This is a genomic window from Plesiocystis pacifica SIR-1, from assembly GCF_000170895.1.
Lineage (GTDB): Bacteria > Myxococcota_A > Polyangia > Nannocystales > Nannocystaceae > Plesiocystis > Plesiocystis pacifica.
The window spans coordinates 1-26,537 of record NZ_ABCS01000101.1 but is presented as its reverse complement, the minus strand read 5'-3'; the positions used below and the strand labels follow the sequence as shown (position 1 = coordinate 26,537).

Sequence of the window (26,537 nt, the reverse complement as noted above, 5' to 3'; positions counted from 1 at the left end):
CGCCACTGACAGCGCAACCGCGGCCTCGCGGCAATTTCAGGGTCCACGCCCCGGGGCTTGGTCGCTCTCGGGTGAGCCGAAGGGCCGTCGGGGGAGTCCGGGGGCGGTGGAAACACTGCGCGGACTGCCAGGCGCACCAATTTCCACGCTTGTCCCCATGGCCGAATCGTCCGATGGTCTAGCAGGATGGCCGCCCCGCCCACCGAGCCGAGCGATGCGCCGCCCGCAGACCCGCTCGCCGACCTGCCCGAGGGGCTGACCCGCGACCTCCCGCCCGAGCTGCGCGCGCGCCTCGGAGAGCTCGTCGACGCGGGCGGGCTCGCGGCCGAGGATCTCCAGCGCATCCTCGAAGATCCCAGCCTCCTCGGTCAGGGCGACCCCAGCGCGCCCGTCTCCGACCTGCCCCCCGATCTCCCCGCCGAGCTCGCCGACGCCCTCCGCGAGCAGATCATGGGCGAGCCTCCCCTGCCCGACTCCCTCGCCGACGGCATCCCCGACAGCCTGTCCGACGCCCGGCTGTTGCTCGGGGACCCCGTCGAGCTGCTCCTCGACATCCCGGCCTCGACCGTCGTGCCGATGCTGCTGTCCGCCGCGGCCATGCTGCTGGTCATCGGCCTGCTGTGGCGCCGGCTCCGGGCCCCCGACTCCCCCAGCCCCGGGGCCACGGTGACCACCAGCGCCTTCGCCTGCGTGGTCCTCTACACCCTCGGCCGGGTCGTCGATCCGCTGCTGCGCGGGTTCATGCATCGGCCCGCGTGGATCCCCGAAGACGTCTGGGCCCGGGTCGGGTGGTTCGAGTGGCGGCTCCTCGATCGCAGCTGGCTGTGGGGCGCAGCGCCCCTGGCCGACCACACCGGCTTCGCCCTGCTGGTCCACGCCGCGGTCTGGGGCGCGGTGTTCTTGGCCGTGCTGATCCTCCTCGACGTGTTCGGCGCGGGTCAGCTGCGCTTCTCCGAGCCCCGCCGGGACCTGCCCCGCTACTTTCCCTGGGTCGGCGCCTCGACCACGCGCCGGGCCGACCGGCGCTTCCGCCGATGGATCGTCGGCGCCCTGGTGCTGCTCATCCCCGTCCACGCCCTGGCCGGCGTCGCCCTGGCCGGCGTCGCCGATCTGGCCAGCATCGACGGCCAGCTCCAGCTCGGGCTGCTGTCCTCGGCGACCCGCGACCACGTCCCCGCCCCCGGCGCCTGGGTGGCCGGGGGCATGCTCGCCTGGTCCCTGCTCTTTCACCTCATGGTCACGGGCAAGGAGCCCGTCGCCGACAAGCGCAACGAGGAGGAGGAAGACGACGAGGAGCTCGAGCTCAACCCGGCGACGACCGCCCTCGAGCGCCTGCGCGCGGCCCTCGAGGCCCTGCGCCCCGGAGTCGAGCTCGAGCCCCTCGAGCGCCGCGAGGCCGACCCCGGCGAGCGCGTCGACTTCCCCCCGACCATCGCCCCGCTGGTGCGCGAGATCTTCACCGACCTCACCGGCGAGGCCCGGCCCTGGGCCCACCAGGCCGAGCTCCTCGAGCACCTGGGCCAGCTGTGGAGCATGCAGGTCGGGCCCGAGCGCGGCGAAGTGCCCAGCCTCGAGGAGGAGCGGGCCGCGAGCGTGGTCCAGCGCAGCGACAGCTCGACCCCGCACGCGCTGATCCTCGCCGCCGAGGGCTCGGGAAGGACCACCGCGACCTTGCTCGCGGCCCTCCACGTCTACTTTGACCGGGGCGCGACCTCGCTGGTCATCGTCCGCGACCGCGCCCTCGCCCGGCGCTGGGCCGACACCCTGGCCCGGGCCATCGCGTCGTCCTCGGCGCGCTGGAACGTGCAGGTGTGCGTGGCCGGGGAGGACCTCGCCAGCACCCTGGTGTCCGACCGCACCCCGGCCATCGTCGTCGCCGACCTCGAGCGCTGCGAGGCCGAGGTGCTGTGCGACCCGCGGACCGACGAGTACCTCGCCCGCCTCGGGCTGATCGTCGCCGACGACGTCGACGGCTTCACCGGGGTGACCGAGATGCACCTGCAGCTGGTCATGCGCCGGCTGTGGGCCCTGCTCGACCGCCTGCACGAGGCCCCCTACCCCGCCGCGCTCCTGGCCACGGCGGGCGCGGGCGCCTCGGGCATGGACGCGTGGGCCAAGCACGTGCTCGCCGTGCCGCTGCGGACCTTCTCCGAGGACAGCGCCCAGACCCGGGCGCAGCTGCTCTTGCGTCGCCGCGATCTGGTCGACGGTCTCGGCGTCGACATCCCCCTGGGCGTGCTCGCCCAGGCCTGCGACGACGCCGAGCTGCCCTGGCACCTGCGCCTGGCCGGCGACGCCCACCGGGACGTCCGCCGGGCCGCCTTTGACCTCGGCAACCTGCGCCGGCACCACCGCGAGGACCCCCGCGACGCCGCGATCGTGATCGTCGAGGGCACCTACCCCGAGGTCCACCGCGAGGCCGCGCGCCTGGCCCACGCGGGCGTCGGCCTCGACACCGACCTCGACCAGGGCGGCTTCTCGCCGGAGTCCCCCGTGGTCCTCGTCCTCGCCCCGCCCGGCGACGAGGAGATGGTGCTGCACGAGGAGGCCGAGGACGCCGAGCGCCGCGAGCTGGTCGCCGCCCTGCCCCGCGCCGTGCCCTTGGCGGAGCCGCGGGTGGTTCGCCAGCGCCACTTCGACCGCGCGATGGGCCGCGAGCAAGACCTCGACGCCCTGCGCGAGCGCTTCGGGGCCCGCTTCGTCGACGAGACCATCGCCCGCCTGGGCGACAACCTGCGCCGCCGGGAGGTCCTGACCATGGACGCGCGCAGCGACGCCATCGCCCCGCGGACCCTGCTGCGCTCGGTCAAGGAGGGCGCCCTCGGCCAGCCCATCGACGCCCACTGCGTCAGCGACACGGACTCCCAGACCCAGGTCGTCGACGCCGGGACCTCCGAGGTGCTCGCGACCCTCGACCGCGCCGTCGCCCCGGCCGTGTACGCCCCCGGGCGCATCTTCATCCACCCGCGCGGGCGCTTCATGATCCTCAACGACCGCGGCGAGGCCAGCGAGGACGGCCGGGAGGTCGTGCACACCATCGCCGCCGAGCAGCTCGACAGCCGCGAGCGCACGACCCCGGACCGCACGACCAGCGTCGCGCTCGGGGCCCCGGCGGAGTGGACCGAGCGCGAGTTCGGCGGGCGCGGCCTGCCGGTGTCCCTGGCCCACGCCCGCGTCGGCGAGCACCTCCACGGCGTGCGCCGCTACGCGCCGGGGCCCAAGCTCAGCGACCACCGCCACTACGAGCAGCCGCGGCCGGTGCACTACGGCACCGACGTGTGCCTGGTCGCGACGGGCGCGGACCCGCGGCCGCCGCCCGGAGTCGAAGCCGAGACCGAGCCCAACGCCGAGCCCCAAGCCAAGCTAGGGGTCCCCAGCGAGGAGCTCCCCCTCGAGGTCCTCGTGCCCCTCGCCGCCGCGCTGCGCATGGTCCTGCCCTGCTACCTGCGCGCCAGCTCCGAGCTCGTCGACGTCGACCTCATCGAGATCGAGGGCCACCGCGTGCTCGTGTTCTTCGATCGCACCCCGGGCGCCAGCGGCTTCGCCCGGGCCATCTACGAGCGCGGCCTCAAGGACCTCCTCGAGCTCGCGCGCATGGTCCTCGAGCGCCTCGTCGGCCCCGAGTTCGCCCGCCTGCGCACCATCCACGATCGCTTCCCCGGCAGCGACCCCAGCCAGTGGCGGATCAGCGACGCCCTGCGCTGGCTCGACGGGATCCTCGACGCGCCCCCGGAGCCCGTCGACGAAGACGAAGACGAGGCCGAGCACGCCCCCGGCGAGGCCCGGGTCGAGTACACCCCCGGGGAGGGCCACGGCGATCTCGGCCGTCTGTGGATCTCGCACTCGGGGCGCACCGACGACCTGGTGTGGACGCGGCACAGCTGGTGGTCGCCCGTGCCCCTCGCCAGCCCCGGCGGGGAGCCGGCCAAGGGCAAGGTCTGCTTCGACGTGGCCGTCGAGCGCCCGGCCATCGCCGCGGCGCAGCGCCGGGCCGCGGCCCTCGCCGGGCATCGCCTGCAGCAGTCCCTCGACTACCGCGGGCGCCTGGATCTCGGCTCCCGCGACGCCCACGCCCAGCTGCTCGAGGCCGACCGCGCCGACCTCGGGCCGATCCGCGAGCGCCTCGCCGCGCTCGCGGGCGCGGCCCTCGTCGACACCGTGCTCGCCCTCGTCGCCGCGATCCCCCTGCACCCGCGGCCCCTCGCCGTCTCGGACCGCGGTCCCCTCGCCGTGCTCGCCCGCCGCCGCGCCGACCTCGACGCCAAGCTGCTGCTCGCCTGCGCCCTGCTGCCCGAGGAGGCCGGGGCCGAGATCGTCGCCGGCCCGCCCCCCGAGCAGACCTCGTGGCTGCGCGTGCACGGCCAGGGCGCGGGCACCTGGGACCTGCGCGGCCCGAGGCCCAAGCCGGTCAACGAAGACAATTCCATGCGCGCGACGCTGCTGCTGGATCCCGGCGACACGGAGCTCTGAGCTGAACCGGCTAGCTCACGACCTCCCCACCCGGGCGTCGCGGGCCCCTCGGCTGCTATCCTCCCGCCGCCGTGGTCTACATCTCCAAGGTCTACACCAAGTTCGGCGACGCGGGCCAAACCATGCTCGCCAGCGGCGACACCGTGCCCAAGAGCAGCCCCCGCGTGCGCGCTTATGGCGACGTCGACGAGCTCAACGCCACCGTCGGCATGGTCCGCCTCGAGCTGAGCCGCGACGGCGCGGGCCAGGCCCTGCGCGAGTCCGGCGACGGCTTCGTCGCCGAGCTCGACCGCGAGCTCGGGCGGATCCAGCAAGAGCTGTTCAACCTCGGCGCCGAGCTGGCCACGCCCAAGGCCGCCGACGCGCCCGAGGAGGTCAAGCTCAAGATCGAAGCGCGCCACGTGACCGCCCTCGAGCAGGCCATCGACCGGCTCAACGAGCCCCTCGAGCCCCTGCGCAGCTTCATCCTGCCTGGCGGCGGGCCGACCGGGACCCTCGCCCACCTCGCGCGGACCGTGTGCCGCCGAGCCGAGCGCGAGGTCGTGGCCCTGGCCGCCGTCGAGCCCGTGCGCGGCGAGGCCTGCCGCTACCTCAACCGCCTCAGCGACTACATGTTCGTGCTCGCCCGCGCCGTCGCCCAGAAGTTCGGCTACGACGAGGTGCTGTGGGATCAGGAGAACACCTGATGGAGCTGCGCAAGTTCCGGTACGAGTTCCCGCCCATGGAGGCCCACTTCCTCGAGGCGCCCACGCCCAAGGCCGTCGTCGAGTTCATCAAGCGGACCTACCCCCACAACTGGGACGAGGTGCTGCCCTCGATGGTCGAGATCGACGACTGGCCGCGCTTTTGGAAGACCCTCGATCAGGACGGTCGTCCGCTTCCGCCCAACAAGCGCTGAGGCCCACGCACGCGTCATCCCCGCGCTCTGGTAGCATCCCGGCCATGAGCGAGGCGCAGTCCGACGTCCCCGAGCCCGGCCCCATCGATCTCGAGCGCAACCCCGTCCACCTCGGCCTCGGCGCGACGGCCGAGGTGCAGCCCGTGTTCGACGGGACCATGGACTGGTACATGCGCTACGGCCAGGCCCACGCCAGCGACGGCGCCGAGGGTCGCCTGGTCGCCGTGCACACCTTCACCGAGGACTGGAGCACCTGGGAGATGCACCCCAAGGGCGCCGAGCTGGTCTACGTCGTCGAGGGGGCCCTGACGCTGATCCAGGAGGACGCCGAGGGCGAGCGCGTCGAGCACGAGCTGCGCGCGGGCCAGGCCGCCATCAACCCGCCGGGGGTGTGGCACACGGCCAGGGTCGCCGAGCGGGCCACGGCGCTGTTCATCACCGCGGGCGAGGGCACCCAAAACGAAGTCCGCTGACGAAGGCCGCGCTCAAGCGCCCGGTTCGGGCTCGACGGCGGGATCGCTCGCCGGCGGCAGCGACTTGGCCGGCACCGCCCGCGCCCCGAACATCACGCGCCGCAGCACCCGCGGCTTGAACAGCGAGGCCGGGCGCTCGTTGAGGTGCACGACGTCGAGGAAGGCGTCGTAGAGCTCCGGGTCCTCGGCCGCCTTCTCGTGCAGGCGAGCCGTGAAGCGCTGGAGCAGCTTGGCCCCCGCCGGCTTCCAGCCCGTGGTCTCCGGCCAGTTGTAGGCCTCCGTCGTCGCCATCTGCCAGGGGTCGTCGATGACCCGGGCGATGGCGTTTTGGAAGCTGCGGTGGCGCACGCCCACGCCCTGCTTGTCGATGAGCTCGCCGAGGATCATGGCCTCGCGCGCGGCCACGGACATGCCCTGGCCAAACACCGGGTCGAAGCTGCACACCGCGTCGCCGAGCACCAGGTAGCGGCCGGGGAAGCTGCGCAGCTTGTCGTAGCGGCTGCGCAGCTGCTGGGGGTACTTGAAGCGGCGCAGCTTGCCCTGGAGCGTGGCGCCGTCGAGGAGGTGGTGGACCTCCGCGCACGCGGCCGTCTTGGCCCACTCGCAAAAGTCCTCGAACTCGAGCGGGGCGTGGTCGCCGTGGTAGCCGAACAAGGTGATCATCCACCGCCCGCCCTCGACCTTGAAGGCCGCGGCGCCCCGCTTGAGGCGCGGCGGCTGGGCGCCGATGAGGAAGGCCGAGACCCCGGGGAAGAGCCCCTCGCGGACCTCGAAGAGCCCGGAGCAGTAGGCCAGATCCACGCGCACGGCCTGGCGCGGGGGTCGGCGGTAGCCCCACTCCTCGAGCCAGGTCGGCGTCTTGGTCCCGCGCCCCATGGTGTCGACGACCAGCTCGCTCTCGAGCTCGCTCCCGTCCTCGAGGCGCACGCCGACGACCTGGCCGTCGCGGTGGATGGGCGCGTCGACCTTGGCCCCAAAGCGCAGCTCGACGTTCTTGGCCGCGACCTTCTCGCGCAGGCAGGTCTCGAGCAACGAGCGGGTCTGGAGGCGGACGTGGCGGCCGGACTCGAACACCGGTCGCCACTCGCCGGACATGTACCAGCGAAAGTTCTTGCCGGCGTCGGCCCCGACGGCGCCGCGCTCGTCGAGGCTGGCGAGCAGGCCCGGGCACAGATCGTCGAGGGCCTTTTGTCCGCTCGTCAGCAGCAGGTGCGCGTGCCAGGACTGCGGCGTGCCCTTGCGCGGGCGGACCTCCGTGGGCACGGGGTCCCGCTCGAGCAGGGTGACCTTCTCGAAGCGGTCTGCGAGGGCAGCGGCGGCGCACAGCCCCGCGACGCTGCCGCCCATCACGATGGCGTGCTCCGGCATGCCCGGGGATTGTAGGACACCCCAGGCGAAGACGAGCCATCCCGAGCGTTTTCTGGCAATTTTCCCCCCTGGGCGCGAATTCGAGGGCGCGCATGGAGATCTCGACTTGGGCGCCGGTAACGGACCCGGGCTCGAGCCCGTTGCTTCGCTACCGCGAGGTCTAGCCGTGAAGCACCCACGAAGCGTCATCTGCCCGAGCGCGAGCGCCCGATTGTCCGTGGCCCTCGCGGCCCTGGGCGGCCTCGCGGGGGCCCTGGGCTGCGCGCTCGAGCCTGACCCTGGCAGCGATTGCGACGACACCGAGGCGGCCGATGGGGCCGATTGTCCCAATTGTACGGACTCGTCAGGTGGTGACAGCGACGACGCACAGACGGACAGCCGGGGCGCGAGCGAAACCGAGAGCTCGACCCGCGGCGACACGGAGCAAGGAGAGGAAGAGGCCGGGTCCGGCACCGGCCCGGAGCCTCCGCTCTACGACGATCCCCTGGTCTACGTCGCGCCAGCGCACGGCGACGAAGTGGTCGCCACCGCCTGGGACGGCGAGCGCTTCGCGGTCAACTGCGGCGGCTTCGGGGCCCGCATCGACGATCTCAGCGATCCCGCGGATCCCCAGGACTTCGCGGTCATCCCTGGCCGCTGCCAGAACCTCGACTTCGGCGCCTTCTTGCCCGGCGGCGAGCGCATGCTCTACCTCGCCCACCACGGCGACAGCTACGGCGGGCACGCCCGCCTCGAGGGCCACGTGGTCGACGTCGACGGACCCGTGCCGCCAGACGATCCCTGGGCCAACGCCAGCGAGCTGTTCGAGTTCGTCGACGCCGAGCGCCTGTTCGAGGGCCTGGTCTGGCGCGACCACCATGTGTTCGTGACCGAGCACCAGCGCGGGCTCGAGATCTTCGCCACCGATCCGCTCACCGGCCAGCTCGACACCGCGCCCGTAGGCGGCGTCGGAGCCCTCGGGGCCCTCGGCAACGCCATCGAGATCGCGCTCGTCGACGAGTTCGCCTACGTCGCCGACGCCGAGGGCTTCATCCACGTCGTCGACGTCGCCCAGCTCGACGCCCCCGCGCTCCTGAGCTCGACGCCGACCCCCGGCTCGCCCCGGCACCTCGACGTCGACCAGGGCCGGCTGTTCGTCGCCCTCGGCGGGGACGGCATCGCCAGCTACGACCTCGCCGACCCGGCGGCGCCCAGCCTCCTCAGCCAGCAGAGCATGCACGGCTCGGCCCAGGCCGTCGACGCCGACGGCGAGCTCCTGGCCGTCGCCGCGTGGACCTACAGCGCCGTCCACGACGCCGAGGACCTGAGCCTGCTGGCCACGGAGCGCGTCGTCCCCTACCCCGACTTCGAGCAGGACCTGGCCGTGGTCCTCGACGGCACCATGATGCTCGTCGGCGAGTGGGAGGGCATGCACGTCCTCGACTTCCAGCCCGGCGTCACGGCCCCCGACGCGTGGATCGACGAGGAGCTGTTCGCCTTCGAGGCCACCGAGGCCAGCGACCGCGTCGTGGTCATCGAAAACCGCGGCCTCGAACCCCTGGTGGTCAGCGAGGTCTACCCCCTCCACGAGTCCTTCTCGGTCCTCGCCGACTTGCCGATGACCATCGCGCCGGGGTCCAAGGGCGCCTTCGAGCTGGCCTACGCCCCGCCCGCGCCGGACAGCGGCGCGGCCATCCTCGTGATCGAGACCGACGATCCGGACCTCTACCACGCCAGCTACCAAGTCGGCCTCGTCGCCCAGGACATCTGGCTCCTCGACGTCGGCGAGAGCCTGACCGAGGACTACGCCTTCCTCGACCCCCTGGGCCTCGAGGGCCTCGAGGGCAAGGTCTTGGTGCTCTCCTACTTCGCCCTGTTCTGACCCATCTGCGGCCTGGAGTTGCCAGAGCTCGAACAATCCGTGTGGCAGCCCTACCAGGATCAGGGCGTGAAGGTCTGGGGCCTGCACCAGGGCGAGAACCCGCCCGAGATCGAAGACTTCATCGAGCAGACCGGGGTCACCTTCCCGATCATCACCGACGACGGCTACACCCTCGACAAGGTCGCCTACCCAGCCGGCGTCGGCTACCCCTACCCGCGCGACGTCATCGTCGGCAAGGACCTGACCATCCGGGCGATCCGCAACAGCTTCAACCCCAGCGAGATCGAAGCGCTGATCGAAGAGCTGCTGGCGGAGTAGCCCGGCTACTCGGACAGGACCTTGACCTGGGTCCGCGAGAAGCGGATCAGCGCCACGCCCGAGCCGATGCCGCCCAGGCCGATGACCCCGGCCGCGCCCCACAGCGTCAAGCCCATGCCGCGGCGCATGTTGACCCGCGTGGGCGTGATCGCCAGGCCGATGGCCGTGACCGCCGACAACGCGATGACCACGATGCCCTGGGTCTTGCGCTTGGGGTTGCCGCCCTTGGCGACCAGGCGCAGGGAGTCGCCGCCGCTGAGGCTAAAGGGCTTGGAGCCGTTGCGGCGCGGTCCGTCGAGGACGAACTGGCCGCTGAGGTCCCCGACGCGCCGGTCGCAGGGCGCCTCGCACAGCGCCGCGGCGCTGCCTTCGGTGGTCCCGGCGGGGAGCAGGTAGACTGGGCGCAGGTGATCGTGGACCTCGATGGTCACCGTGGGGCCGGTGCTCGGCTGTTCGGGCCCCGGGTCCTCCCAGCCCACGTCGACCTGCTCGTCGTAGCCGTCCGCGCTCGAGCCCGCGCTCTCGTCAGCCTCGGCTTCGGCCCCAGCTTCAGCTTCAGCTTCAGCCTCGGCCGGTGCCTCGACGGCGGCCCCCTCACCCGCCCACGCCGGGCTCGCGCCCAGCGGCGCGGTCACCAGGATCATCGCCAGGCTCAGCGCCCACGCCCGCCGCCAGCGCGGCACCTCGTCCATCTTCTGCCTACTCATCGAGCACGTGCCCCCGGAAGGTCGTGGGTCCAAGGTCGATCGAGGCTGACGAGCCCGGGGACCCGAGGGCCTCGGAGCACACCACCGTCGCGTCATAGTTGACGTAGTCCGTCACGGTCCAGTCCTCGACCTCGACGTTGCTCACCGTGATCGTGCACGCGTCGCTCTGAAAGCCCGTGGGGTGGGACAGGGAGTTGACGACCACGGTCGCCGGGAAGGTCCCGTTGTCCAGGGTCGGGTTTTGGACGTTGACCTGCAAGCCGGTGATGGTGCCCGTGGTCGCCCCCGTACCCAGGTCGCGGTAGCTCTCGAGGATCACGAGGCCCGAGAGCTCGGACTTGGAGCACAGGTTCTCGCCCGTGCTGTCGTAGTCGACCGCCTCGTTGACCGAGTCCGAGACCGTCATGGTCACCGCGCAGTCCGAGTCGCCGCAGCCCGTCGTCGTCGCCACGACGGTGGCGAGGCCGAGCGCGGCGATCAGGGAGCGAGGCGGCGGCGCGCCGATCTGTCTACGCTTCACGCCACGAGGTTCGCCCTTCGGCACGAGCGGCGTCAATCATGTCGTTCTCGCCCCTCCCAAATCGCCACAGCTCGATTCACATTGAGCTTCCCAGTCGCTGCGCCTTGCCCTCGCGCCGCTCAGGCTGCTAGCGTTCGCCCACCATGGACAATCGAAGAATACCGACACTGATCGCGGTGTTGGGAGTGGGGCTGGGGCTCGCCGGCTGCCTGAGCCAGACCCACTGGGCCAGCGAACAGAGCCTCGTCGGCGCCAGCGAGGCGCCCGCGACCACGCGCAGCGAGCTCGAGCGTCGGCGCAGCGAGGGCCTCGCGGCGACCTCCCCCGACTCGGAGGCGCTGGGCGACTACCTCGTCTACCTGTGGCAGTTCGACTGGGAGCACCGGGCCTACCTCGATCGCGTCGACGCGGGCGAGTCGCCCAAGCTGCCCGAGTCCCTGTCGGGCTACGACCGGGCGACCTATACCCGCGAGGCCCTCGACGCGTGGGCCAGCGTCCGCCCGGCGAGCCTGCCCAGCTCCGGAGACCGACTGACCCTCGCGCGCATGGACTTCCGCGCCACCTTGCTCGAGCGCGGCTGCCTCGACAGCAAGCCCGCCTTCGGGCCGCTCTTGGTCCTGCGCGCCGAGCTGCTCGAGCCCCCGTCCGTGGTCCTCGAGCTGGCCATGCTCGCCACGGAGTGCGCCGAGGCGCCCGAGGACGTGCTCGAGGACGCCTGCGTCACCGCGGCGGGGCTCATCCAGGGCATGCCCGAGCCGGAGTACGACGACCTCGACGGCGACATGTGGCCCGACCCCTCGCTGCGGGTGCGCTTCGCCGAGAGCTGCGGCCCGCAGATGGCCGAAGAGGACAAGGCGATCGTCGCCTCGTTCTGGTCCGGGGCCGAGCCGTGGTTCGCCGAGCACCACCCCGAGGAGCACCGGGCCTGGCGCGAGGAGCAAGCCCGCCTGGCCGAGCTCGCCCGCCAGCGCGAGGAGGCCCGGCGTCAAGCCCAGGCCGAAGCCGACGCCGCCGCAGCGGCCGCGGCGGCCGCCGCCCCCTCGTCCTCGGGCGGCAGCGCCAGCGCCGGGTCCAGCCGGGTCACCGTCAACCTCTACAACAACTGCCCCAACACGGTGAAGCTGTTCTTCGGAGACAACCCCGGCTTCAGCAGCGGCACCTCGACCTCGCTGAGCTCGAACACCAGCACCAACTACTACATGGACGCTGGCGACCTCATGTGGATCACCGAGGGCGGCAAGGGCGTGTCGAGCTACTCGGCGTCCTCGAACGTGAGCCTGCAGATCACCAGCTCGTGCACGGGCTTCGCTCCGCGCTAGCGAGGGCCTCGCCCCCGCCCCCGCGCCCGCGAGCGGGGGCGAAGCCGCGAAGCCCTACGCGTCGCCGAGTTCGCCAGCCTCACGCAGGAAGCGAGCCATGACCTTGCGGTAGGTGTTGATGCCCTCGTCGGAGGGCAGCGCCAGCAGCCCGCGCTCGGGCGCCCGGTCGAACTCCCGCTGCTGGGCCTCGACCATGATCTTGTCCTCGGCGAAGGCCATCCCCGCGATCGCGATGAGCCCGTCGCGGATCGTCTCGTCGCCGCAGTCCTTGCGCGGACCCCAGGAGAAGAAGTAGCGCGTCGTCTTGTCGGTCATCGGCGTCACCGCCTGGCTGCTCGAGTTGACGTTCTTGACCCCCGGGTAATCCTCCGGCGGCACGCCGTGGTCGAGCTCGGCCGCCGTGCCGAGGGGGTAGTAGCCGTTCCACAGCCGGATGATGCCCGGCACGCGCAGGGAGAACACCGAGTACACGTCCATGCGCAGCGGCGAGCCCGGGACGAGGGGCTGGTCGAGCACCCAGCGGCGGTACTCCACCCCGTCGTCGAGCTCGGTCAGGCCCACCGGCGTCGTCGCCCAGTCCTCGCTGATGCCGAAGCTGTCCGCGTGCAGGAAGGGGATGTGGCTGTAGTCGAGCAGGTTCTCCCGGACCAAGCGCGCCTCGGCGTCGAAGTCGTAGGTGCTCGGCCCGAGGTGATAGTCGGGCGTGTCGAGGGGCATCATGTCGGGGATCCGGTCCGGGCTCGCCCGCTCGGCCTCGCCCATCCACACCCAGATCCACCCGTGGCGATCGACGGCCGGGAAGCTGCGCACCCGGGCCTGCGGCGGCGCGGAGTCCCGGCCAGGGATCTGCACGACCTGGCCGCCGTCGTCGAAGACCAGGCCGTGGTAGCTGCAGCGCAGCCCCTTGCCCACGCAGCGCCCGAGGGACAGGGGCGCCCCCCGGTGCATGCAGCGATCCTCGAGCGCGCGGATCTCTCCCTCGGGCGTCCGCCAGAGCACGAGCGGCTGATTCAGTATCGACATGGCGTAGGGCTCACCAATGCCGATGTCTCGCGACCACGACGCGACGTACCAACTGTTTTGTAGATCTTTCATGAAACTCGCAATCCTTCGCTAGGCTTGTCTGTCCGGCTACTGTCGCTCGGAGGCCGAGATAGAGCGAGCGCAATTTCGTGGCCAAATGGCCTCGAACAGGCGATTTTCAGCCCACTCGTAGATCCGCTGGCCTCCCGGCGGGACCGCGCCCCGGTCGGTGGGCGGGCCAAAAAATACGCATAGCTGCGCGATAAAGAGTGGTTAAAACCAGCGCTCGATTTTACGCCTACCTGGAGGTCGGCCTGGCACCACGCGCATTTCGAGACCACCAAATGAGAATGACGGGTCATTCTAGATCCACGCTCAATCGACACTGGAGGCCACCCCAAACCGGACCCCCAACCCGAGGAAGGAGCCGATCCACCAAAGCGAGAATCCCCTCTTTCGTCTGCTCGGTTATGGGCGGGCGATCGGCTCTTTGCCATCTCCACGGGACGCCCAAGGCAGAGCCTTCTGCTCTACTCCGCCGATGGAATTCAGCCCTTCCAACACCGCGCCTGTCCCTGGAGTTCCCCTCTTTGGTTACGACCCCACGAGCGCCGAGGCCAACGCCAACCCCGCGCCCATCTACGCTCAGATGCGCCGCAATCGGCTGTGTTTTTGGCCCGGACCCGACTTCTACGTGGTCTCGCGCATGGCCGACGCCAAGGCCGTGCTCAAGGATCCGCGCCTGACCCCCGATCCCCGCGCCGCCGGCTTGCCCGCGCCGGAGGCCATGATGCCCGAGTCCCTGCGCGGACCCATCGAGGGCAGCTTCCAGCGCCTCGGGGCCGAGGACCACGCCCGGGTCCGCCGGGCCGTCGCGCCCGCCTTCGCCCCCGCGGCCATCGCCAAGCTCCGCCCGGCGATCCAGGCGATCATCGACGAGGCCTTCGAGCAGCACACGCACGAGGGGGTCCTCGACGGTCGGGCCTTCGCCGAGCACATCCCCGTGCGCGCGATCGCGGCGATGATGGACGTCCCCATGGACGAGCACGAGGCCTTCTTCGAGTTCGCCAACAACCTCTCGATGCTCCACGACCCCGCGATGACCCCCGAGCGCTTCGCCACCGTCGCGCCCGTCGTCGTCGCCGGCCTCGCGCGCATCGAGGCCCTGGTCGCCGCGCGTCGGGAGCAGCTCGGCGACGACCTGCTGAGCACCCTGCTGCGCGCCGAGGCCCAGGGCGACGGGCTCAGCAACAACGAGCTCCTCGGCCTGGTCGCGATGCTGATCAACGGCGGCATCCTGACGACCACGCACTTTTTCACCTTCGTGTTCAAGGACCTGCTGTGCGTGCCGGAGCGCGAGGCCGCGATCCGGGCCCAGCGCGAGCTGATCCCGACGGCCCTCGAGGAGCTGCTGCGCCACGACAGCTTCGGCAAGTCGGGGACCCTCCGCTACCTGACCGAGGACGCCGAGGTCGCCGGCGTCGAGCTCCCCCGCGGCTCGCGGGTGATGGTGTTCTTCCCGGCGGTCTACCTCGACGAGGAGGCCTTCGAGGACGCCGCCCGCTTCGACCCCGCGCGCAAGCCCAAGGACAACCTCGGCTACGGCTACGGCCGGCACTTTTGCACGGGCGCGGCCCTGGCCCGGCTCGAGAGCGAGGTCTTCGTGCACACCGCCCTCGACCGCTTCGCCGGCTTCGAGCTGGCCGAGCCCGTCGCGTTCGGCCCGAGCCCCGTGGTCCGTGACATCGTGACCCTGCGGGTGCGCACGCGGAGCTAGCAGTCGCCCACCCCGGCCGCGCCGGGACCCATGATCCACGAAAGCATCGTCCACGGACTCAGCTGGCGCTGAACCCGTGGGCGGCTGCCTTTCTCGGTAGGGCATCGGAGAAGTCATCGCGGCTCCTCGCGCCGTGGATTTTCGTCGAGATCGCGGAGCCAAAACGCCGCTGTGGTGGATCCCACCGCAAGTTTTGGCGACAAAGAGCTCGGCGAAAAGACCAAGCGAGGTGTCGTGAGGACTTCTCCGATGTCCTGCTAGTGTCCTCTGCGCGAAGCCGGCTCTGCTATGCTGGAGTTCGATGCGCAGGAGCGTCAGCGGGTTGGCGATGGCCGCACTGCTCGCGGGTCCGCTCGGCTGCGTGCGAGGGCCCGAGGGCCCACCGACAGCGCGCCAGACCGCCGAGAACACCGAGGTCGTCGCGCCCCCAGCCGTCGATGCTTCGCCTCCCCGCCTGGTGATCGAGACCCGGGGCGGGTGCGCCTTCGTTGCAGCCGAGGGCACACCCGCGATCACGAGTGACGGGAGCGTGGTCGCCGTCCCCTACGCCAGACACCGCGCCCACGGCATCTCGGCTGGCAGCCTCGCGCTCCACTGGATCGAGGTCGACAGCGGCGAGCGCGTCCGCACCGACGTCCTCGTCGAAGACCACGACTCGGTCGAGGACGACGAGACCCGAGACTGCGCCGAGGTGCCCGAGGAGGTCGCCGGCCGAGTTCGCGCGACCAACCAGGCGCTCGCGGAGCGAGACTGGCGAAGGATGGAGCGGCTGATGCCCGCGGCCCTGGGCGAGCCGCCGCAATTCGAGGTGTTCGCGGACGACGACCAGGGCAGCACCTCGCTCCATTCGCTCTGGGGTGACCGGAGGTCGGGGACGGTGGTGTTCGTGCTGGCCGCGAGCGCCTTCGATGATCTGAGCTGCACCCCCTGCTTTCCCGTCCGAGTCCAGCGTGGGTCGAGCGAGGAGCTCGAGCGCGCCTGGGCGACGACCTGCCCCGCCGTGGGCGTCGAGCCCGATCCGTGCATGACGCGAGGCCTGCGCGAGAGCGAAGGCTTCTCACCCTTCTCGATCGCCATGCCTCGAGGGTCGCCCCCGTCACCGGCATCGACGAGGCCATCGCCGCCTGCCGCCTGTGGGGGTTAAATCGTCCCGCCGGTCAGCACGATGTAGTCGATGCGCATCAGGTCGCTCCCGCTCGAGAGCGAGCCGTCCTTGTCGTAGACCCAGCGCAGCGTGTGCGCGCCCGCCGTCACGTTGTAGCTGACCTGCCCCCACGGCACGGTGCCCGACCACTCGTCCTGCATCGCGCCGTCGATGAAGAACTGCCCGTAGTCCCAGCCGCTCTCGCTGCTGACGTAGCGGTAGAAGCTGACCGATCCGCCCGCGGGGAAGTTGGCGGTGACCTGCACCCAGGAGCCCTGGCTGTCGGAGATGTCCCCGCTCTCGGCCCCGTAGACGCCCTCGTAGGGCAGGGTCTGGCTCAGGCCCCAGTTCTGGGCGCCCCCGCTCTGGACGCCCGGCGGGATCATGCCGTCCTCGAAGTCGATGATTGTGTCGCTGGGGTTGGTGGTGCAGCCCGAGCTGTCGAGGATGCAGTTGGCGTCGCAGGCCATCGAGCCGCCGTCGAAGCCCTGGGCCTCGCAGGTCGCCCCGCCCAGTTCGGCGCCGTCGCACTCTTCGGTGCCGTTGATGATCCCGTCGCCGCAGAACTCCTCGATGCTCTCGCAGGCCGAGACGTCGAACAGGCAGCTGCCGTCGCAGGCCAGCGTGCCCGAGTCGAAGCCCAGGCCCACGCAGTTCGCCCCGCCGAGGTTCGTGCCGTCGCAGTCTTCGCCGTCGTCGATGATCCCGTTGCCGCAGTCCTCGGCGCCGTCGCTGCTGCCTTCCGTGGTCGTCTCGGTGCCCGCGTCGGTGGTGTCGTCTTCCGAGCTCTCCTCCGCCGTGTCCGTCGACTCCTCGCCCATCGTGTCGCCGTCGTCGTTGCCGACCGTCGTGCTCATCGTCGCGCTCGTGCCGAAGGTGAAGTTGTCGAGCCCTCCGTTCTCGGCCCCGCCCTGCGCACAGGCAGCGAGGTTGGGGATCACGAGCAACAAAGACAACGAGCGGAGGCGAATATCGAGCATTGGATGGTCCATGTAGTCCAGGAAACATGGCCACGATGCGACAGATGGCACTGAAGGTCTACAGCTAAGTTCGCCCAGTGCCGCGCCCCTCTCACCTTTCAGGTGAGTGTAGGGAAGTCAGCGCCAAGGTGAGGAGCCAGGAGGCAAGAAGGCGCTCGCCCGCCCGCGCGCGATCAACTCGTCGATGGCCGCCCGGCCCTCCGCGCCGAGGTCGACGGAGAAGTCGTTGACGTAGAGCGCGATGTGCTGGGCACAGACCGCGTCGTCGAGCTCGCGCGCGTGCTCGCGGACCCAGCCGCGGCTGCGCTCGGGCGCTTTGAACGCGAGCTCCACCGAGCGTCGCAATCCACCTTCCACGGCCGCGATGGTCCCTTCGTCGAGGTCGCGGCGCGCACAGATCATGCCCAGGGGGATGGGCAGGCCCGTGTCCCGCTCCCAGCACTCGCCCAGGTCCGCGAGGGCCACGAGGCCGTGGCTGGCGTAGGTGAAGCGGCTCTCGTGGATGATGAGCCCCGCGTCGACGGAGCCTGCGGCGACCGCGGGCATGATCTGGTCAAAGCGCATGATCACCGCCTCGAAGGGCTCGGCCTGGTCCCCCGCCTGCGCCGTGAAGAACACGCGCAAGAGCAGGTGCGCCGTGGTGTGCTCCCCAGGGATCGCCACGCGCTTGCCGGCCAGGGCGCGCAGATCCCCCTCGCCGTCCGCGGCCCTGCGGACCACCAGCGGACCGCAGCCGCGCCCGAGCGCCGCCCCTGCCTGGAGCACCGTGTAGCGATCGCACAGCCGCGCCAGCGCGCTCGCGGACAGCTTGGTGATCGGCAGCGGCTCCGGCCCGAGGGCGCGCAGGTTGAGGGCTTCGATGTCGGCGATGTGCGGGGCAAAGCGCAGGCCAGGCACGGGGACGTCGCCGAACACCAAGCCGTGGAACATGAAGGTGTCGTTGGGGCAGCTCGAAAAGCCCGTGCTCAGCTCGCGCTCGCTCACCGGCCCAGGCTGCGCCTCCGCCTTCAGGGCGTCAACTCCCCATCTGCGCCGCGCGCCGAATCAGACGGCCAGGGCCTCGGCGACCACGCCCGCGACCGCGCCCAGGCGCTCGAGGGCGCCGCGCAGGTCCCAGCTGTGCTCCGTCCGCGCGCCGGTGCGGTTGCTGATCACCCGGACCTGGACCATGGGCACCCCCAGCTCGGCGCACACCCACGCGAGCGCGGCGCCCTCCATGGACTCGACCTGGGCCCCGGTGCGCAGGGCGTGGGCGATGGACAGGCCGTCCACGCCCGCGCCCGTGCTGACCGTCGCGCCCCGCACTCGCCGACAGTGCAGGGCCTCGGCCAGCTTCGCGCTCGCGCCTGCGTCTGCGGACCACGGCCCGACCGCGCCCAGCTGCATCGCGCCCAGATCGCGAAAGCCCCCGGGCGTCATCACGCCCTCGTCGGCGTAGCCGTCGGCCTCGACCACGCAGGCCTCGAGCATCTCCAGGGGCTCGAGGCCCGCCCGCAGATGTCCCTTGGGGTAGGCCCCCGCGACCCCGAGCACGCACACCAGCTGTGGCTCCGCGCCGGCGGCTCGGCGCGCGCGCAGCAGGGCCACGAGCGCCGTCGCGGCGGCGACCTTGCCGACGCCCAGGCCCTCGGAGCGCTGGCCCTTCGCGGCCAGGCTCGCCTCGATCGCGGCCCCCTCGACGGCGGCCGCGTGGACGAACAGCGGGCTCACTGGTTGCAGGCGCAGTTGACGTGGCAGGCCGGGTGGCTCCAGTCCGCCACGGGGTTTTGGTTGTTCGCGCCCCAGTTGGTGTTGTTGTCCGTCGAGGAGCACTCGATGGTCTGCCAGTTCCCGCGGTCCGCCTTGTTTGGATAGAAGTGGTTCCCGATGTCGTTGCCGCTGTGCTTGCTGGCGGCGCTGTTGAAGCCGCCGTGGCTGGCGCAGACCTGGGCGCAGGTCTGGCCGACGACGGGCGCGGTGTACCAGCAGCCGAGGATGCCGTTGCCCGGGTTGAGCAGCACGCCGTCGCAGTCCGGCTCCTGGCAGGAGTTGGTGCAGCCGTCGTTGTTGTTGCCGTTGCCGTCGTCGCACTCCTCGCCCTGCTGCACGTAGCCGTCGCCACACGCCGGGAGGTTGCAGGCGTTGGTGCAGCCGTCGGTGTTGCTGCTGTTGCCGTCGTCGCACTCGTCGGTGCCGTTGACGACCCCGTCGCCGCACGAGGCCGGCGAGCAGTCGTTGCTGCACTCGTCGAAGTCGTTGTCGTTGCCGTCGTCGCAGCCCTCACCGATCTGCACGATGCCGTCGCCGCAGTAGGCCGCCACGCAGTCGCTCGAGCACGCGTCGGTGTCGTCCTGGTTGCCGTCGTCGCACTCCTCGCCCTGCTGCACGACCCCGTCGCCACACGCCGCGGCGATGCAGTCGTTGCTGCACGCGTCGTCGTCGACGTCGTTGCCGTCGTCGCACTCTTCCCCGGCCTCGGGCTCGACCACGCCGTTGCCGCAGCTGGGCTCGGCGCAGATGCCCTCGATGCAGTAGAGCCCGGCGATGCAGCCCTCGTCCGCGTCGCACTCGCAGTCGAGGGTCCCGGGCTCGCAGCCGGTCTCGGTCTCGGTCTCGGAGCTGTCCTCCGTGGTCTCCGTGGTCGTGTCGGTCGAGTCCTCGGCCGTCCCGGTCTCGGTGTCCGTCTCGCCGCCGACGTCGTCAGTCTTGTCGCCGTCGGTCGAGAAGCATGCGGGGAACAGCACGAGCGCGCCGATCAGAGGCACACACGAGCCGAGGGTGCGGAGCGTGGGGGGAGTCAAAGCCATGGCGAGAATCAATTCTACCAGGCTTCGAACGCGCCCAGACCTCCGCGCCGTGACAACGGAGGCCTGAGCAGCCGAGGGGCCTCGCGCCTGGTTGGCGAGGCGCCCCGCGGCGGGGCCGGGGCCCTACTGGTTGCAAGCGCAGTTGACGTGACAGGCCGGGTGGCTCCAGTCCGCCTGCGGGACAGAGTTGTTCGCGCCCCAGTTGGTGTTGTTGTCCGTCGAGGAGCACTCGATGGTCTCCCAGTTGCTGCCGTTGGTCTTGCCGGGCCAGAAGAACATGCCGATGGCGTTGCCCGCGTGCTGGGTCGCGGCCGAGTTGAAGCCGCCGTGGGTCGAGCACAGCTCGTTGCAGGTCATGCCGACCGTGGGCGCGGTGTACCAGCAGCCCTCGATGCCGTTGCCGGGGTCGATGAGCTCGCCGCCGCAGTCGGAGTTGACGGTGCAGTCGTTGGAGCACTCGTCGTCGTCGACGTCGTTGCCGTCATCGCACTCCTCGTCGCCCTGCAGGTAGCCGTCGCCGCACACCGCCAGCATGCACTCGTTGGTGCACTCGTCCTCGTTGACGTCGTTGCCGTCGTCGCACTGCTCGTCGCCAGCCAGCACGCCGTCGCCACACTCGGGCAGGGTGCACATGTTCGAGCAGCCGTCGTCGTCGACGTCGTTGCCGTCGTCGCACTGCTCGTCACCCGAGACGATCCCGTCGCCGCAGCTGGCCTCAGCGCAGTAGCCCTCGAGGCAGACCAGGCCCTCCTCGCAGACACCCTCGAGGCCGCCCTCGCACTCGCAGTCGAGGGTCCCCAGGGTGCACCCGGTCTCCTCCCCCTCGGTCGTCTCTTCCTCGGTCGTGCCTTCCTCGGTGGTCTCCCCCTCGGTCGTCTCTTCCTCGGTCGTGCCTTCCTCGGTCGTGCCTTCCTCGGTCGTGCCTTCTTCAGTGGTGCCGTCTTCGCTCGTGCTCTCTTCACCGGCCTCGGTCGTCGTGTCCTCGCCGACGTCGTCGTCGGTGTCGTCTTCTTCGAAGGAGAAGCTGGTCTCGCTGCCGACGTCGTCGCTGGGACAGGCGGTCAGCAGTGCGGTGCCAGAAATGAGGGCGATGGAAAGTACGCTCAGTCGAGTCATGACGCGACGCTACGAGTCGCCGCGTGCGTGACGCAACAGTCGGCTGGCTGGCTTTTGAGCTGTTTTTTGCGGGTTGGGGCGCTTTCGCGGTGCGCAGATCCGACAAACACGACAAAGCCCCCGCCCTCGAAGAGGGGGAGGCTTGGTCAACCCAGACCCAGCGGTGGGTCGCTCAGAACTGAAGCTGGAGGCCGCCCGAACTGGCCGAGAGCGCCAGTTGGCGGTTGGCGCGGCCAAAGCGGACGGCGCCCGCGGTACCGAGCACGAGGCCGCCGATCTGCGCGACGCCCATCAAGCCCGTGAACAGTCCGCCGGTGGCCGAGTCGGCGCGGGGGATGGCCATGAAGGGGCCCGCGACGGGGATGAGCATGCGCTTGCCGTAGGTCCCGGAGCCGCCGACGTCCTCGGCGTAGTCGAGGGAGATGGTGCCGATCAGCGCGGAGATCAGGTAGGTGGTCCCGAACATCGTGAAGCCCGAGATGGCCATGCCCATGCCCGAGTTTCGCTGGTGGCGAAGGTGGGCGACGCGGGGGTCGATGATGACCGGCGAGGGCGCGCCGGTGCCCGCGACCGTGGGGCTGACCGTGGGGGCCGGCGGAGGCGGCGGGGCTGGAGCGGGCGGAGGCGCGACGACGACCACGGGCGCGCTCGTCGCGGGATCGGCCGTCGGATCATCGGAGGTCTCGCCCGCGAAGGCGGTCGAGGGGGTCAGCAGGCTCGGCAGCGCGAGGGCGGCCGAGAGTCCGATGGACAGGGCGATCTTCGAGGTGGTCCGGGTCATCACATCCCTCCCTACGCGGGAAGTCTTAGCATGGGTTGGCGGGCGAGGCGTATGTTGGATTTCGCCACGCTCACGCAGCGAACACGAAGCCCACCGCCTGGAAGTAACGGTGGCGCCGCTCTCGCTTACACAGACTCCGCCCGCTCTCGTTTGGATCCACGCAAAAAACTGTCCCGCGAGGGTGAGGACCCAGGCGGGACAGTGGCTTTCAACCGCCCACCCCGCGCCCCGATCGGGGGACATCCCTCGGGGCGGGATCAGACAGACGGACGCAATGGTCTTCGGATCAGCTGCGGATCAGCTTCAGATCTTCCGGCTCACCCGGGGCCGTCGGTCAACATCTTGAGCGGGTTCTCGAGGTAGCCGCGGACCTTGGTCAGCCACTTCGCCGCGACGGCGCCGTCGGTGACGCGGTGATCCGCTGAGATGGTCATCTTCATGCGCTTGCGGATGACCAGCTCGCCGCCTTGGACCACCGGCCGAGACTCGATGGCGCCCACGGCCAGGATGCCCGCCTCGCCCGGGTTGATGACGGCGGCGAAGGACTCGATGCCGAACATCCCGAGGTTGCTGACGGTGAAGGTCCCGCCGCTCATGTCCTCGGGGCGCAGGTGCTTGTCGCGCGCGGACTTGCCCAGGGCCTTGGACTCGCGCGAGATGGCCTCGAGGCTCTTTTGGTCGGCGTAGCGGACGACCGGCACGACCAGCCCGTCCTCGACGGCCACGGCGATGCCGACGTTGACGTCGCCGCGGATGATGGCCTTGTCGCCGTCGAAGCTGGCGTTGACCGAGGGGAAGTCCCGCAAGGAGCGGGCCACGGCTTTGACGATGAGGTCGTTGAAGGAGATCTTGGTCCCCTCGGGCACGGCCTCGTTGAAGTCGGCACGGAAGGCGAAGGCCTTCTCCATGTCGACGTCCATCGTCAGGTAGTAGTGCGGCGTCTCTTGCTTGGCCTTGGTCATGTTGCGCGCGATGGCCTTGCGCATCATGGACAGGCGGACGCTGTCGTCGGGCCGCGAGACGTAGGGGCGGCCCCAGCCGTCGACCTCGCCGCTGAACTCGCCAGCGGCCGGCGCCGCGGCGGCCTTGCCCGTGCCCTCGGCGATGGCCTTCTCGACGTCGGCCTTGACCACCCGGCCGTGGGGGCCGGTGCCGGTGATCGCCGCGAGCTCGAGGTCGTGCTCCCGCGCGAGGCGGCGAGCGACGGGCGAGGCGGGGATGCGCCGATCCTTGGGATCGACGTGGACGGCCTCGACGGACGCGGGCGCGCTCGGGGCAGCCGCGGGCGCGCTCTCGGCCACGGCCTGGGCGTCCGCCGCCGCGCTCGCGGCCGCGTCGGCCGCAGCCTCCGGGGCGGGCGCGGGCGCAGCAGCCTCGCCGCCGCCCGAGCCCCCGCCAAAGGCCGCGAGGGCCTCTTGCGGGTCTTCACCCTTCTTGCCGAGCACGGCGATGGGCGCCCCGAGGGGCAGGGTCTCGCCCTCCTCGGCGACGAGCAGGAGCACGTAGCCCGAGTCGAAGGACTCGAACTCCATGGTGGCCTTGTCGGTCTCGATCTCGGCGATGACCTGGCCGCGCTTGACCTTGTCTCCGAGGGCGATGCGCCAGTTGGCGACGACCCCCTCTTCCATGGTGTCGCTGAGGCGGGGCAGTTCGACTACGATTGCCATGTCAGTCTCGACTGTGGTTATCCGGTGACGGATCCGGTTGTTTATTTCTCGAACCTCGGGGAGCGACCCGCGGCTCAGCGATAGGCGACCTTGCGACAGGCCGCGTAGATGTCCTCGGGCTGCGGAATGCTCAGGTGCTCGAGGTTCTCCGCGTAGGAGAAGGGGATGTCGTCGTAGCAGACCCGCTCGACGGGGGCGTCGAGCCAGTCGAAGGCCATGCGCTGAATGCGGTCGACGAGCTCCGCCCCGACGCCGCCGTAGGGCCAGCCGTGGTAGGCGATGACCGCCCGGTTGGTCTTCTTGACCGAGTGGATCACGGCGGCCTCGTCGAGGGGTCGCAGGGTCCGCAGATCGATGACCTCGACGTCGAGGCCGTCGGCCTCGGCGAGCTTGGCCGCCTCGAGCGAGGTCGGCACCGACTGCCCCCAGGTGATCAGCGTGACCTGCTCACCGGGGCGCTTGATGTCGGCCTCGCCGATGGGGATCAGGTACTCCTCCTCGGGCACCTCGCCGCGCACCGCGTACATCAGCTCGGACTCGAAGAAGATGACCGGGTTGGGGTCACGGATCGCCGACTTGAGCAGGCCCTTGGCGTCGTAGGGCGTGGCCACGGACACGACCTTGAGCCCCGGGATGTGGGCGTAGATGCCGTCGAAGGCCTGGCTGTGCGTCGAGCCGAGCATGTGCGCGGCGGCGTTGGGGCCCCGGAACACGATCGGCACGCTGAACTGCCCGCCGGTCATGTGGTGGATCTTCGACGCGTTGTTGAGGATCTGGTCGAAGGCGACGGCCGAGAAGTTGAAGGTCATGAACTCGATGATCGGGCGCAGCCCGACCATCGCCGCGCCGATGCCGACGCCCGAGAAGCCGGTCTCGGTGATCGGCGTGTCGACCACGCGCTTGGCCCCGAACTGCTCGAGCAGGCCCTGAGAGCACTTGTAGGCGCCCTGGTAGTGGCCGACCTCCTCACCCATCAAGAACACGCGCTCGTCTCGCTCCATCTCCTCGCGCATCGCGTCGCGGATGGCCTCACGAATTTGCAGGTTCGCCATGGCTCAGGCCTCCTCCGGGACGGGGATCATGATGTTCTTGAAGCGGTGCTCGGGGTCGGGCTGGGGCGACTCGTCGGCGAAGGTGTAGGCGGCGTCCATCTCTTCGATGACCTCGTCGTCGATGGCGTCGAGCTCGTCCTCGCTCATGCCGTGCTGCTCCATCAGCACGCGGCGGCTGAGCTCGATGGCGTCGCGGGAGCGGAAGGCCTCGAGCTCGCCCTTGGCCCGGTACTTGGCGGGATCGGACATGCTGTGACCGCGGAAGCGGTAGGTCAGGATCTCGATGAGGGTCGGCTGGGACTCCTCGCGGGCGCGCTTCATCGCCGCCCCGATCCGCTCGCGGACCTGGAAGGGGTCGGTGAGCTCGAAGCGGTCGCGGGCCATGCCGTAGCCCGCCGCCCGGGCGGTGATGTCCTCCGTGGGCAGGGTGCGCTCGAGGGGCGTGCCCATGGAGTAGCGGTTGTTCTCGACGATGTAGATCACAGGCAGATCCCACAGCCCGGCGAGGGTCATGCCCTCGTGGGTCGGGCCGATGCCCACGGCGCCGTCGCCGAGGAAGCACATCGTCACGGCGTCGTCGCCGAGGTACTTCGACGCGAAGGCGTGGCCAGCCGCGACCGGCACATGGTTGCCGATGATCGCGTAGCCGCCCCACAGGCCGTTGGGGCGATCGAAGTAGTGCATCGATCCGCCGACGCCACCGACGAGGCCGGTGGCCTTGCCGAACAGCTCGGCCATGCACGCGTTGGCGTCGCTGCCCTGGGCGAGGGCGTAGCCGTGGTCGCGGTAGGTACCGACCACGCGATCGTTGGCTTGCATCGCCAGCTTCACGCCGACGGCGATGGCCTCCTGGCCGATGTAGAGGTGGAGAAAGCCGCTGATCTTTCCGCGGGTATAGGCCCGCGCCGCCGTCTCTTCGAAGCGGCGGATCCGAAGCATTTCTCGGAAAGCTTTGAGGGTTTCGTCCTTGCCCGCAGACGTGAGCGTCTCGGGCAAGGGGGCGTTTTTGTCGGGGATCTCCATGACGGGACTCGCGGACTGGCTCGCTGGCTGATCGGAATTGGGAGCGCGGGCGCTCGAATCGCGTCGGACCCTAACACCGGGCGGGGGACGGGTCCTAGTGTGAAGTGCCGTGCACCCGGAGGGTTCTGAGCTCCGCGCAGAACACTGCTCAGGCCGACCATGGCTTTGACCAAAAGGCGCCACGCTGCGTTGCGCGCGGGTTCTCGACCTCGTTGCGTGAGCGCCACATACCGCCGCCGACCACACCCGCTGCGCCCTTCGGGGGAGGTTTGGCTGGGGCCCCGGCCTTGCTATACCTCGCCGTCATGAGCCAGCCCGCTGCCGCCACGAGCCCCGCCGCCATCGCCGACCGCATCCTCGCGGGCGACGACGCTGCCCTCGACGAGGCCACCCTCGCCGCCTGGCTGAGCGAGGCCGAAGGCCCCAGCGTCTGGGAGCTGATGGCCGCCGCGGACCGCATCCGCCGGGACCGCTTCGGCAACAAGGTCCACCTGTGCTCCATCGTCAACGCCAAGCAAGGCGGCTGCCCCGAAGACTGCGGGTTCTGCTCCCAGTCCAAGCACTTCTCCACCCACATCAAGCCCGAGAAGTTCCTGACCAACGAGGAGATGGTCGCCGCCAGCGAGAAGGCCCTCGGCCAGCGGGCGACGGCGCTGGGCCTGGTGACCGCGACCCGGGGCATGGACGACGGCGACAAGACCCTCGACAAGATGGTCGAGGGCGTCCGCGCGGTCCGCGAGGCCGGCCACACCGAGGCCCACGCGAGCCTCGGCTTCCTCGACGAGCCCGCCATGCGCCGGCTCAAGGAGGCCGGCCTGACCGAGCTCAACCACAACCTCGAGACCGGCCGCTCCTACTTCGGCGAGATCGTCAAGTCGCACACCTACGATGAGCGCATCGAGACCATCCGGACCGCCAAGAAGCTCGGCCTGCGGACCTGCAGCGGCGGCATCTTCGGCATGGGCGAGAAGCCGGAGCACCGCGCCGAGCTGGCCGTGACCCTGCGCGAGCTCGACGTCGACGAGGTCCCGCTCAACTTCCTGGTGTCCATCGAGGGCACCGCCCTGGCCAAGGTCGAGCCCCTGGCCCCGCTGCAGATGCTGCGGATCATCGCCTGCTTCCGCCTCGCCCTGCCCCGCCAGAACATCTTCATCGCCGCGGGCCGCATGCACCTGGGCCAGGCCCTGCCGATGATGTTCTCCGCTGGCGCCTCGGGCATGATGGTCGGCGACTTCCTGACCACGCCCAACCGCG

Annotated in this window: 23 protein-coding genes; 10 read left to right on the top strand and 13 right to left on the bottom strand. The window is 70.6% G+C overall.

Annotated elements, in window-relative coordinates; genetic code table 11:
- Nucleotides 1-186 precede the first annotated feature (186 nt).
- From PPSIR1_RS33480 to PPSIR1_RS33465, 4 genes are all read left to right on the top strand, one after another.
- Complete coding sequence (locus tag PPSIR1_RS33480; protein WP_006975685.1) at nt 187-4,470, top strand: DEAD/DEAH box helicase; 4,284 nt, start codon at nt 187-189, stop codon at nt 4,468-4,470.
- Nucleotides 4,471-4,541: 71 nt separating this feature from the next.
- Nucleotides 4,542-5,156: a cob(I)yrinic acid a,c-diamide adenosyltransferase gene (locus PPSIR1_RS33475; RefSeq protein ID WP_006975684.1), complete on the top strand. Its 615-nt coding sequence runs from the start codon at nt 4,542-4,544 to the stop codon at nt 5,154-5,156.
- Nucleotides 5,156-5,368, top strand: a complete 213-nt coding sequence (locus PPSIR1_RS33470; RefSeq protein WP_006975683.1) for a hypothetical protein — start codon at nt 5,156-5,158, stop codon at nt 5,366-5,368. The genes PPSIR1_RS33475 and PPSIR1_RS33470 overlap by 1 nt, the downstream gene beginning before the upstream one ends.
- 44 nt (nt 5,369-5,412) lie before the next feature.
- On the top strand, nt 5,413-5,841 hold the full coding sequence (locus PPSIR1_RS33465; protein WP_006975682.1) for a cupin domain-containing protein: 429 nt from the start codon (nt 5,413-5,415) through the stop codon (nt 5,839-5,841).
- A gap of 12 nt (nt 5,842-5,853) precedes the next feature.
- Here PPSIR1_RS33465 and PPSIR1_RS33460 read toward each other — a convergent pair whose 3' ends face one another.
- On the bottom strand, nt 5,854-7,209 hold the full coding sequence (locus PPSIR1_RS33460) for an NAD(P)/FAD-dependent oxidoreductase (protein WP_006975681.1): 1,356 nt from the start codon (nt 7,207-7,209) through the stop codon (nt 5,854-5,856).
- A gap of 166 nt (nt 7,210-7,375) precedes the next feature.
- Here PPSIR1_RS33460 and PPSIR1_RS33455 point away from each other — a divergent pair, with 166 nt between their 5' ends.
- Both PPSIR1_RS33455 and PPSIR1_RS33450 read left to right on the top strand, forming a co-directional pair.
- Nucleotides 7,376-9,070, top strand: coding sequence for an LVIVD repeat-containing protein (locus tag PPSIR1_RS33455; RefSeq protein WP_157596242.1), 1,695 nt, complete (start codon nt 7,376-7,378; stop codon nt 9,068-9,070).
- Nucleotides 9,071-9,073: 3 nt separating this feature from the next.
- Nucleotides 9,074-9,388 carry a redoxin domain-containing protein gene (locus tag PPSIR1_RS33450; protein ID WP_086001926.1) on the top strand — a complete coding sequence of 105 codons (315 nt, stop codon included), beginning with the start codon at nt 9,074-9,076 and terminating at the stop codon, nt 9,386-9,388.
- Between the two features lie 5 nt (nt 9,389-9,393).
- Here PPSIR1_RS33450 and PPSIR1_RS33445 read toward each other — a convergent pair whose 3' ends face one another.
- Both PPSIR1_RS33445 and PPSIR1_RS33440 read right to left on the bottom strand, forming a co-directional pair.
- Nucleotides 9,394-10,095: a hypothetical protein gene (locus PPSIR1_RS33445; RefSeq protein WP_157596241.1), complete on the bottom strand. Its 702-nt coding sequence runs from the start codon at nt 10,093-10,095 to the stop codon at nt 9,394-9,396.
- The gene (locus PPSIR1_RS33440; protein ID WP_006975677.1) at nt 10,088-10,615 is read right to left on the bottom strand and encodes a hypothetical protein; all 528 of its coding nucleotides are present in this window, start codon (nt 10,613-10,615) and stop codon (nt 10,088-10,090) included. Before PPSIR1_RS33440 ends, PPSIR1_RS33445 begins: the two co-directional genes overlap by 8 nt.
- A gap of 176 nt (nt 10,616-10,791) precedes the next feature.
- Between PPSIR1_RS33440 and PPSIR1_RS33435 the strand changes: the two genes are divergently transcribed.
- Complete coding sequence (locus PPSIR1_RS33435; protein ID WP_157596240.1) at nt 10,792-11,934, top strand: hypothetical protein; 1,143 nt, start codon at nt 10,792-10,794, stop codon at nt 11,932-11,934.
- Nucleotides 11,935-11,988: 54 nt separating this feature from the next.
- Here the strand turns inward: PPSIR1_RS33435 and PPSIR1_RS33430 are convergent, their stop codons facing one another.
- Entirely contained in the window at nt 11,989-13,029 is a 1,041-nt protein-coding gene (locus PPSIR1_RS33430; RefSeq protein ID WP_045117278.1) for an aromatic ring-hydroxylating oxygenase subunit alpha, read from the bottom strand.
- A 469-nt stretch (nt 13,030-13,498) separates the two neighbouring features.
- Here PPSIR1_RS33430 and PPSIR1_RS33425 point away from each other — a divergent pair, with 469 nt between their 5' ends.
- Together PPSIR1_RS33425 and PPSIR1_RS33420 are read left to right on the top strand one after the other, a co-directional pair.
- On the top strand, nt 13,499-14,734 hold the full coding sequence (locus tag PPSIR1_RS33425; protein ID WP_006975674.1) for a cytochrome P450: 1,236 nt from the start codon (nt 13,499-13,501) through the stop codon (nt 14,732-14,734).
- Nucleotides 14,735-15,035: 301 nt separating this feature from the next.
- Nucleotides 15,036-15,878, top strand: coding sequence for a hypothetical protein (locus PPSIR1_RS33420; RefSeq protein WP_157596239.1), 843 nt, complete (start codon nt 15,036-15,038; stop codon nt 15,876-15,878).
- Here the strand turns inward: PPSIR1_RS33420 and PPSIR1_RS33415 are convergent.
- From PPSIR1_RS33415 to PPSIR1_RS33375, 9 genes are all read right to left on the bottom strand, one after another.
- Entirely contained in the window at nt 15,875-16,834 is a 960-nt protein-coding gene (locus tag PPSIR1_RS33415; RefSeq protein ID WP_157596238.1) for a carbohydrate-binding protein, read from the bottom strand. The genes PPSIR1_RS33420 and PPSIR1_RS33415 overlap by 4 nt on opposite strands.
- 141 nt (nt 16,835-16,975) lie before the next feature.
- Nucleotides 16,976-17,842: a 1,4-dihydroxy-6-naphtoate synthase gene (locus PPSIR1_RS33410; protein ID WP_006975671.1), complete on the bottom strand. Its 867-nt coding sequence runs from the start codon at nt 17,840-17,842 to the stop codon at nt 16,976-16,978.
- Nucleotides 17,843-17,902: 60 nt separating this feature from the next.
- Nucleotides 17,903-18,568, bottom strand: a complete 666-nt coding sequence (locus tag PPSIR1_RS48580) for a phosphorylase family protein (protein WP_006975670.1) — start codon at nt 18,566-18,568, stop codon at nt 17,903-17,905.
- A complete protein-coding gene (locus PPSIR1_RS33400) occupies nt 18,565-19,644 on the bottom strand; it encodes a DUF4215 domain-containing protein (protein WP_086001925.1) in 1,080 nt (359 codons plus the stop codon). The genes PPSIR1_RS48580 and PPSIR1_RS33400 overlap by 4 nt, the downstream gene beginning before the upstream one ends.
- Nucleotides 19,645-19,767: 123 nt before the next feature.
- Entirely contained in the window at nt 19,768-20,760 is a 993-nt protein-coding gene (locus tag PPSIR1_RS44575; protein ID WP_006975668.1) for a DUF4215 domain-containing protein, read from the bottom strand.
- Nucleotides 20,761-20,932: 172 nt separating this feature from the next.
- On the bottom strand, nt 20,933-21,541 hold the full coding sequence (locus PPSIR1_RS33390; protein ID WP_006975667.1) for a hypothetical protein: 609 nt from the start codon (nt 21,539-21,541) through the stop codon (nt 20,933-20,935).
- Between the two features lie 317 nt (nt 21,542-21,858).
- Entirely contained in the window at nt 21,859-23,208 is a 1,350-nt protein-coding gene (locus PPSIR1_RS33385; RefSeq protein WP_045117275.1) for a dihydrolipoamide acetyltransferase family protein, read from the bottom strand.
- Nucleotides 23,209-23,282: 74 nt separating this feature from the next.
- Entirely contained in the window at nt 23,283-24,260 is a 978-nt protein-coding gene (locus PPSIR1_RS33380; RefSeq protein ID WP_006975665.1) for a pyruvate dehydrogenase complex E1 component subunit beta, read from the bottom strand.
- Between the two features lie 3 nt (nt 24,261-24,263).
- On the bottom strand, nt 24,264-25,283 hold the full coding sequence (locus tag PPSIR1_RS33375; RefSeq protein ID WP_006975664.1) for a thiamine pyrophosphate-dependent enzyme: 1,020 nt from the start codon (nt 25,281-25,283) through the stop codon (nt 24,264-24,266).
- Between the two features lie 305 nt (nt 25,284-25,588).
- Here PPSIR1_RS33375 and bioB point away from each other — a divergent pair.
- Nucleotides 25,589-26,537, top strand: a 949-nt coding sequence (gene bioB / locus PPSIR1_RS33370) for a biotin synthase BioB (RefSeq protein WP_006975663.1), incomplete at its 3' end; no start/stop codon positions are given.

Excerpts from the sequence above, each read along its gene's own strand:
- PPSIR1_RS33425 (WP_006975674.1), top strand. The coding sequence starts at position 13,499 with ATGGAATTCAGCCCTTCCAACACCGCGCCTGTCCCTGGAGTTCCCCTC.
- PPSIR1_RS44575 (WP_006975668.1), bottom strand. The coding sequence starts at position 20,760 with ATGACTCGACTGAGCGTACTTTCCATCGCCCTCATTTCTGGCACCGCA.
- PPSIR1_RS33385 (WP_045117275.1), bottom strand. The coding sequence starts at position 23,208 with ATGGCAATCGTAGTCGAACTGCCCCGCCTCAGCGACACCATGGAAGAG.
- PPSIR1_RS33390 (WP_006975667.1), bottom strand. The coding sequence starts at position 21,541 with ATGACCCGGACCACCTCGAAGATCGCCCTGTCCATCGGACTCTCGGCC.
- PPSIR1_RS33375 (WP_006975664.1), bottom strand. The coding sequence starts at position 25,283 with ATGGAGATCCCCGACAAAAACGCCCCCTTGCCCGAGACGCTCACGTCT.
- PPSIR1_RS33480 (WP_006975685.1), top strand. The coding sequence starts at position 187 with ATGGCCGCCCCGCCCACCGAGCCGAGCGATGCGCCGCCCGCAGACCCG.
- PPSIR1_RS33465 (WP_006975682.1), top strand. The coding sequence starts at position 5,413 with ATGAGCGAGGCGCAGTCCGACGTCCCCGAGCCCGGCCCCATCGATCTC.
- PPSIR1_RS33445 (WP_157596241.1), bottom strand. The coding sequence starts at position 10,095 with ATGAGTAGGCAGAAGATGGACGAGGTGCCGCGCTGGCGGCGGGCGTGG.
- PPSIR1_RS33380 (WP_006975665.1), bottom strand. The coding sequence starts at position 24,260 with ATGGCGAACCTGCAAATTCGTGAGGCCATCCGCGACGCGATGCGCGAG.
- PPSIR1_RS33470 (WP_006975683.1), top strand. The coding sequence starts at position 5,156 with ATGGAGCTGCGCAAGTTCCGGTACGAGTTCCCGCCCATGGAGGCCCAC.
- PPSIR1_RS33430 (WP_045117278.1), bottom strand. The coding sequence starts at position 13,029 with ATGAAAGATCTACAAAACAGTTGGTACGTCGCGTCGTGGTCGCGAGAC.
- PPSIR1_RS33420 (WP_157596239.1), top strand. The coding sequence starts at position 15,036 with ATGCGCAGGAGCGTCAGCGGGTTGGCGATGGCCGCACTGCTCGCGGGT.
- PPSIR1_RS33460 (WP_006975681.1), bottom strand. The coding sequence starts at position 7,209 with ATGCCGGAGCACGCCATCGTGATGGGCGGCAGCGTCGCGGGGCTGTGC.
- PPSIR1_RS33400 (WP_086001925.1), bottom strand. The coding sequence starts at position 19,644 with ATGGCTTTGACTCCCCCCACGCTCCGCACCCTCGGCTCGTGTGTGCCT.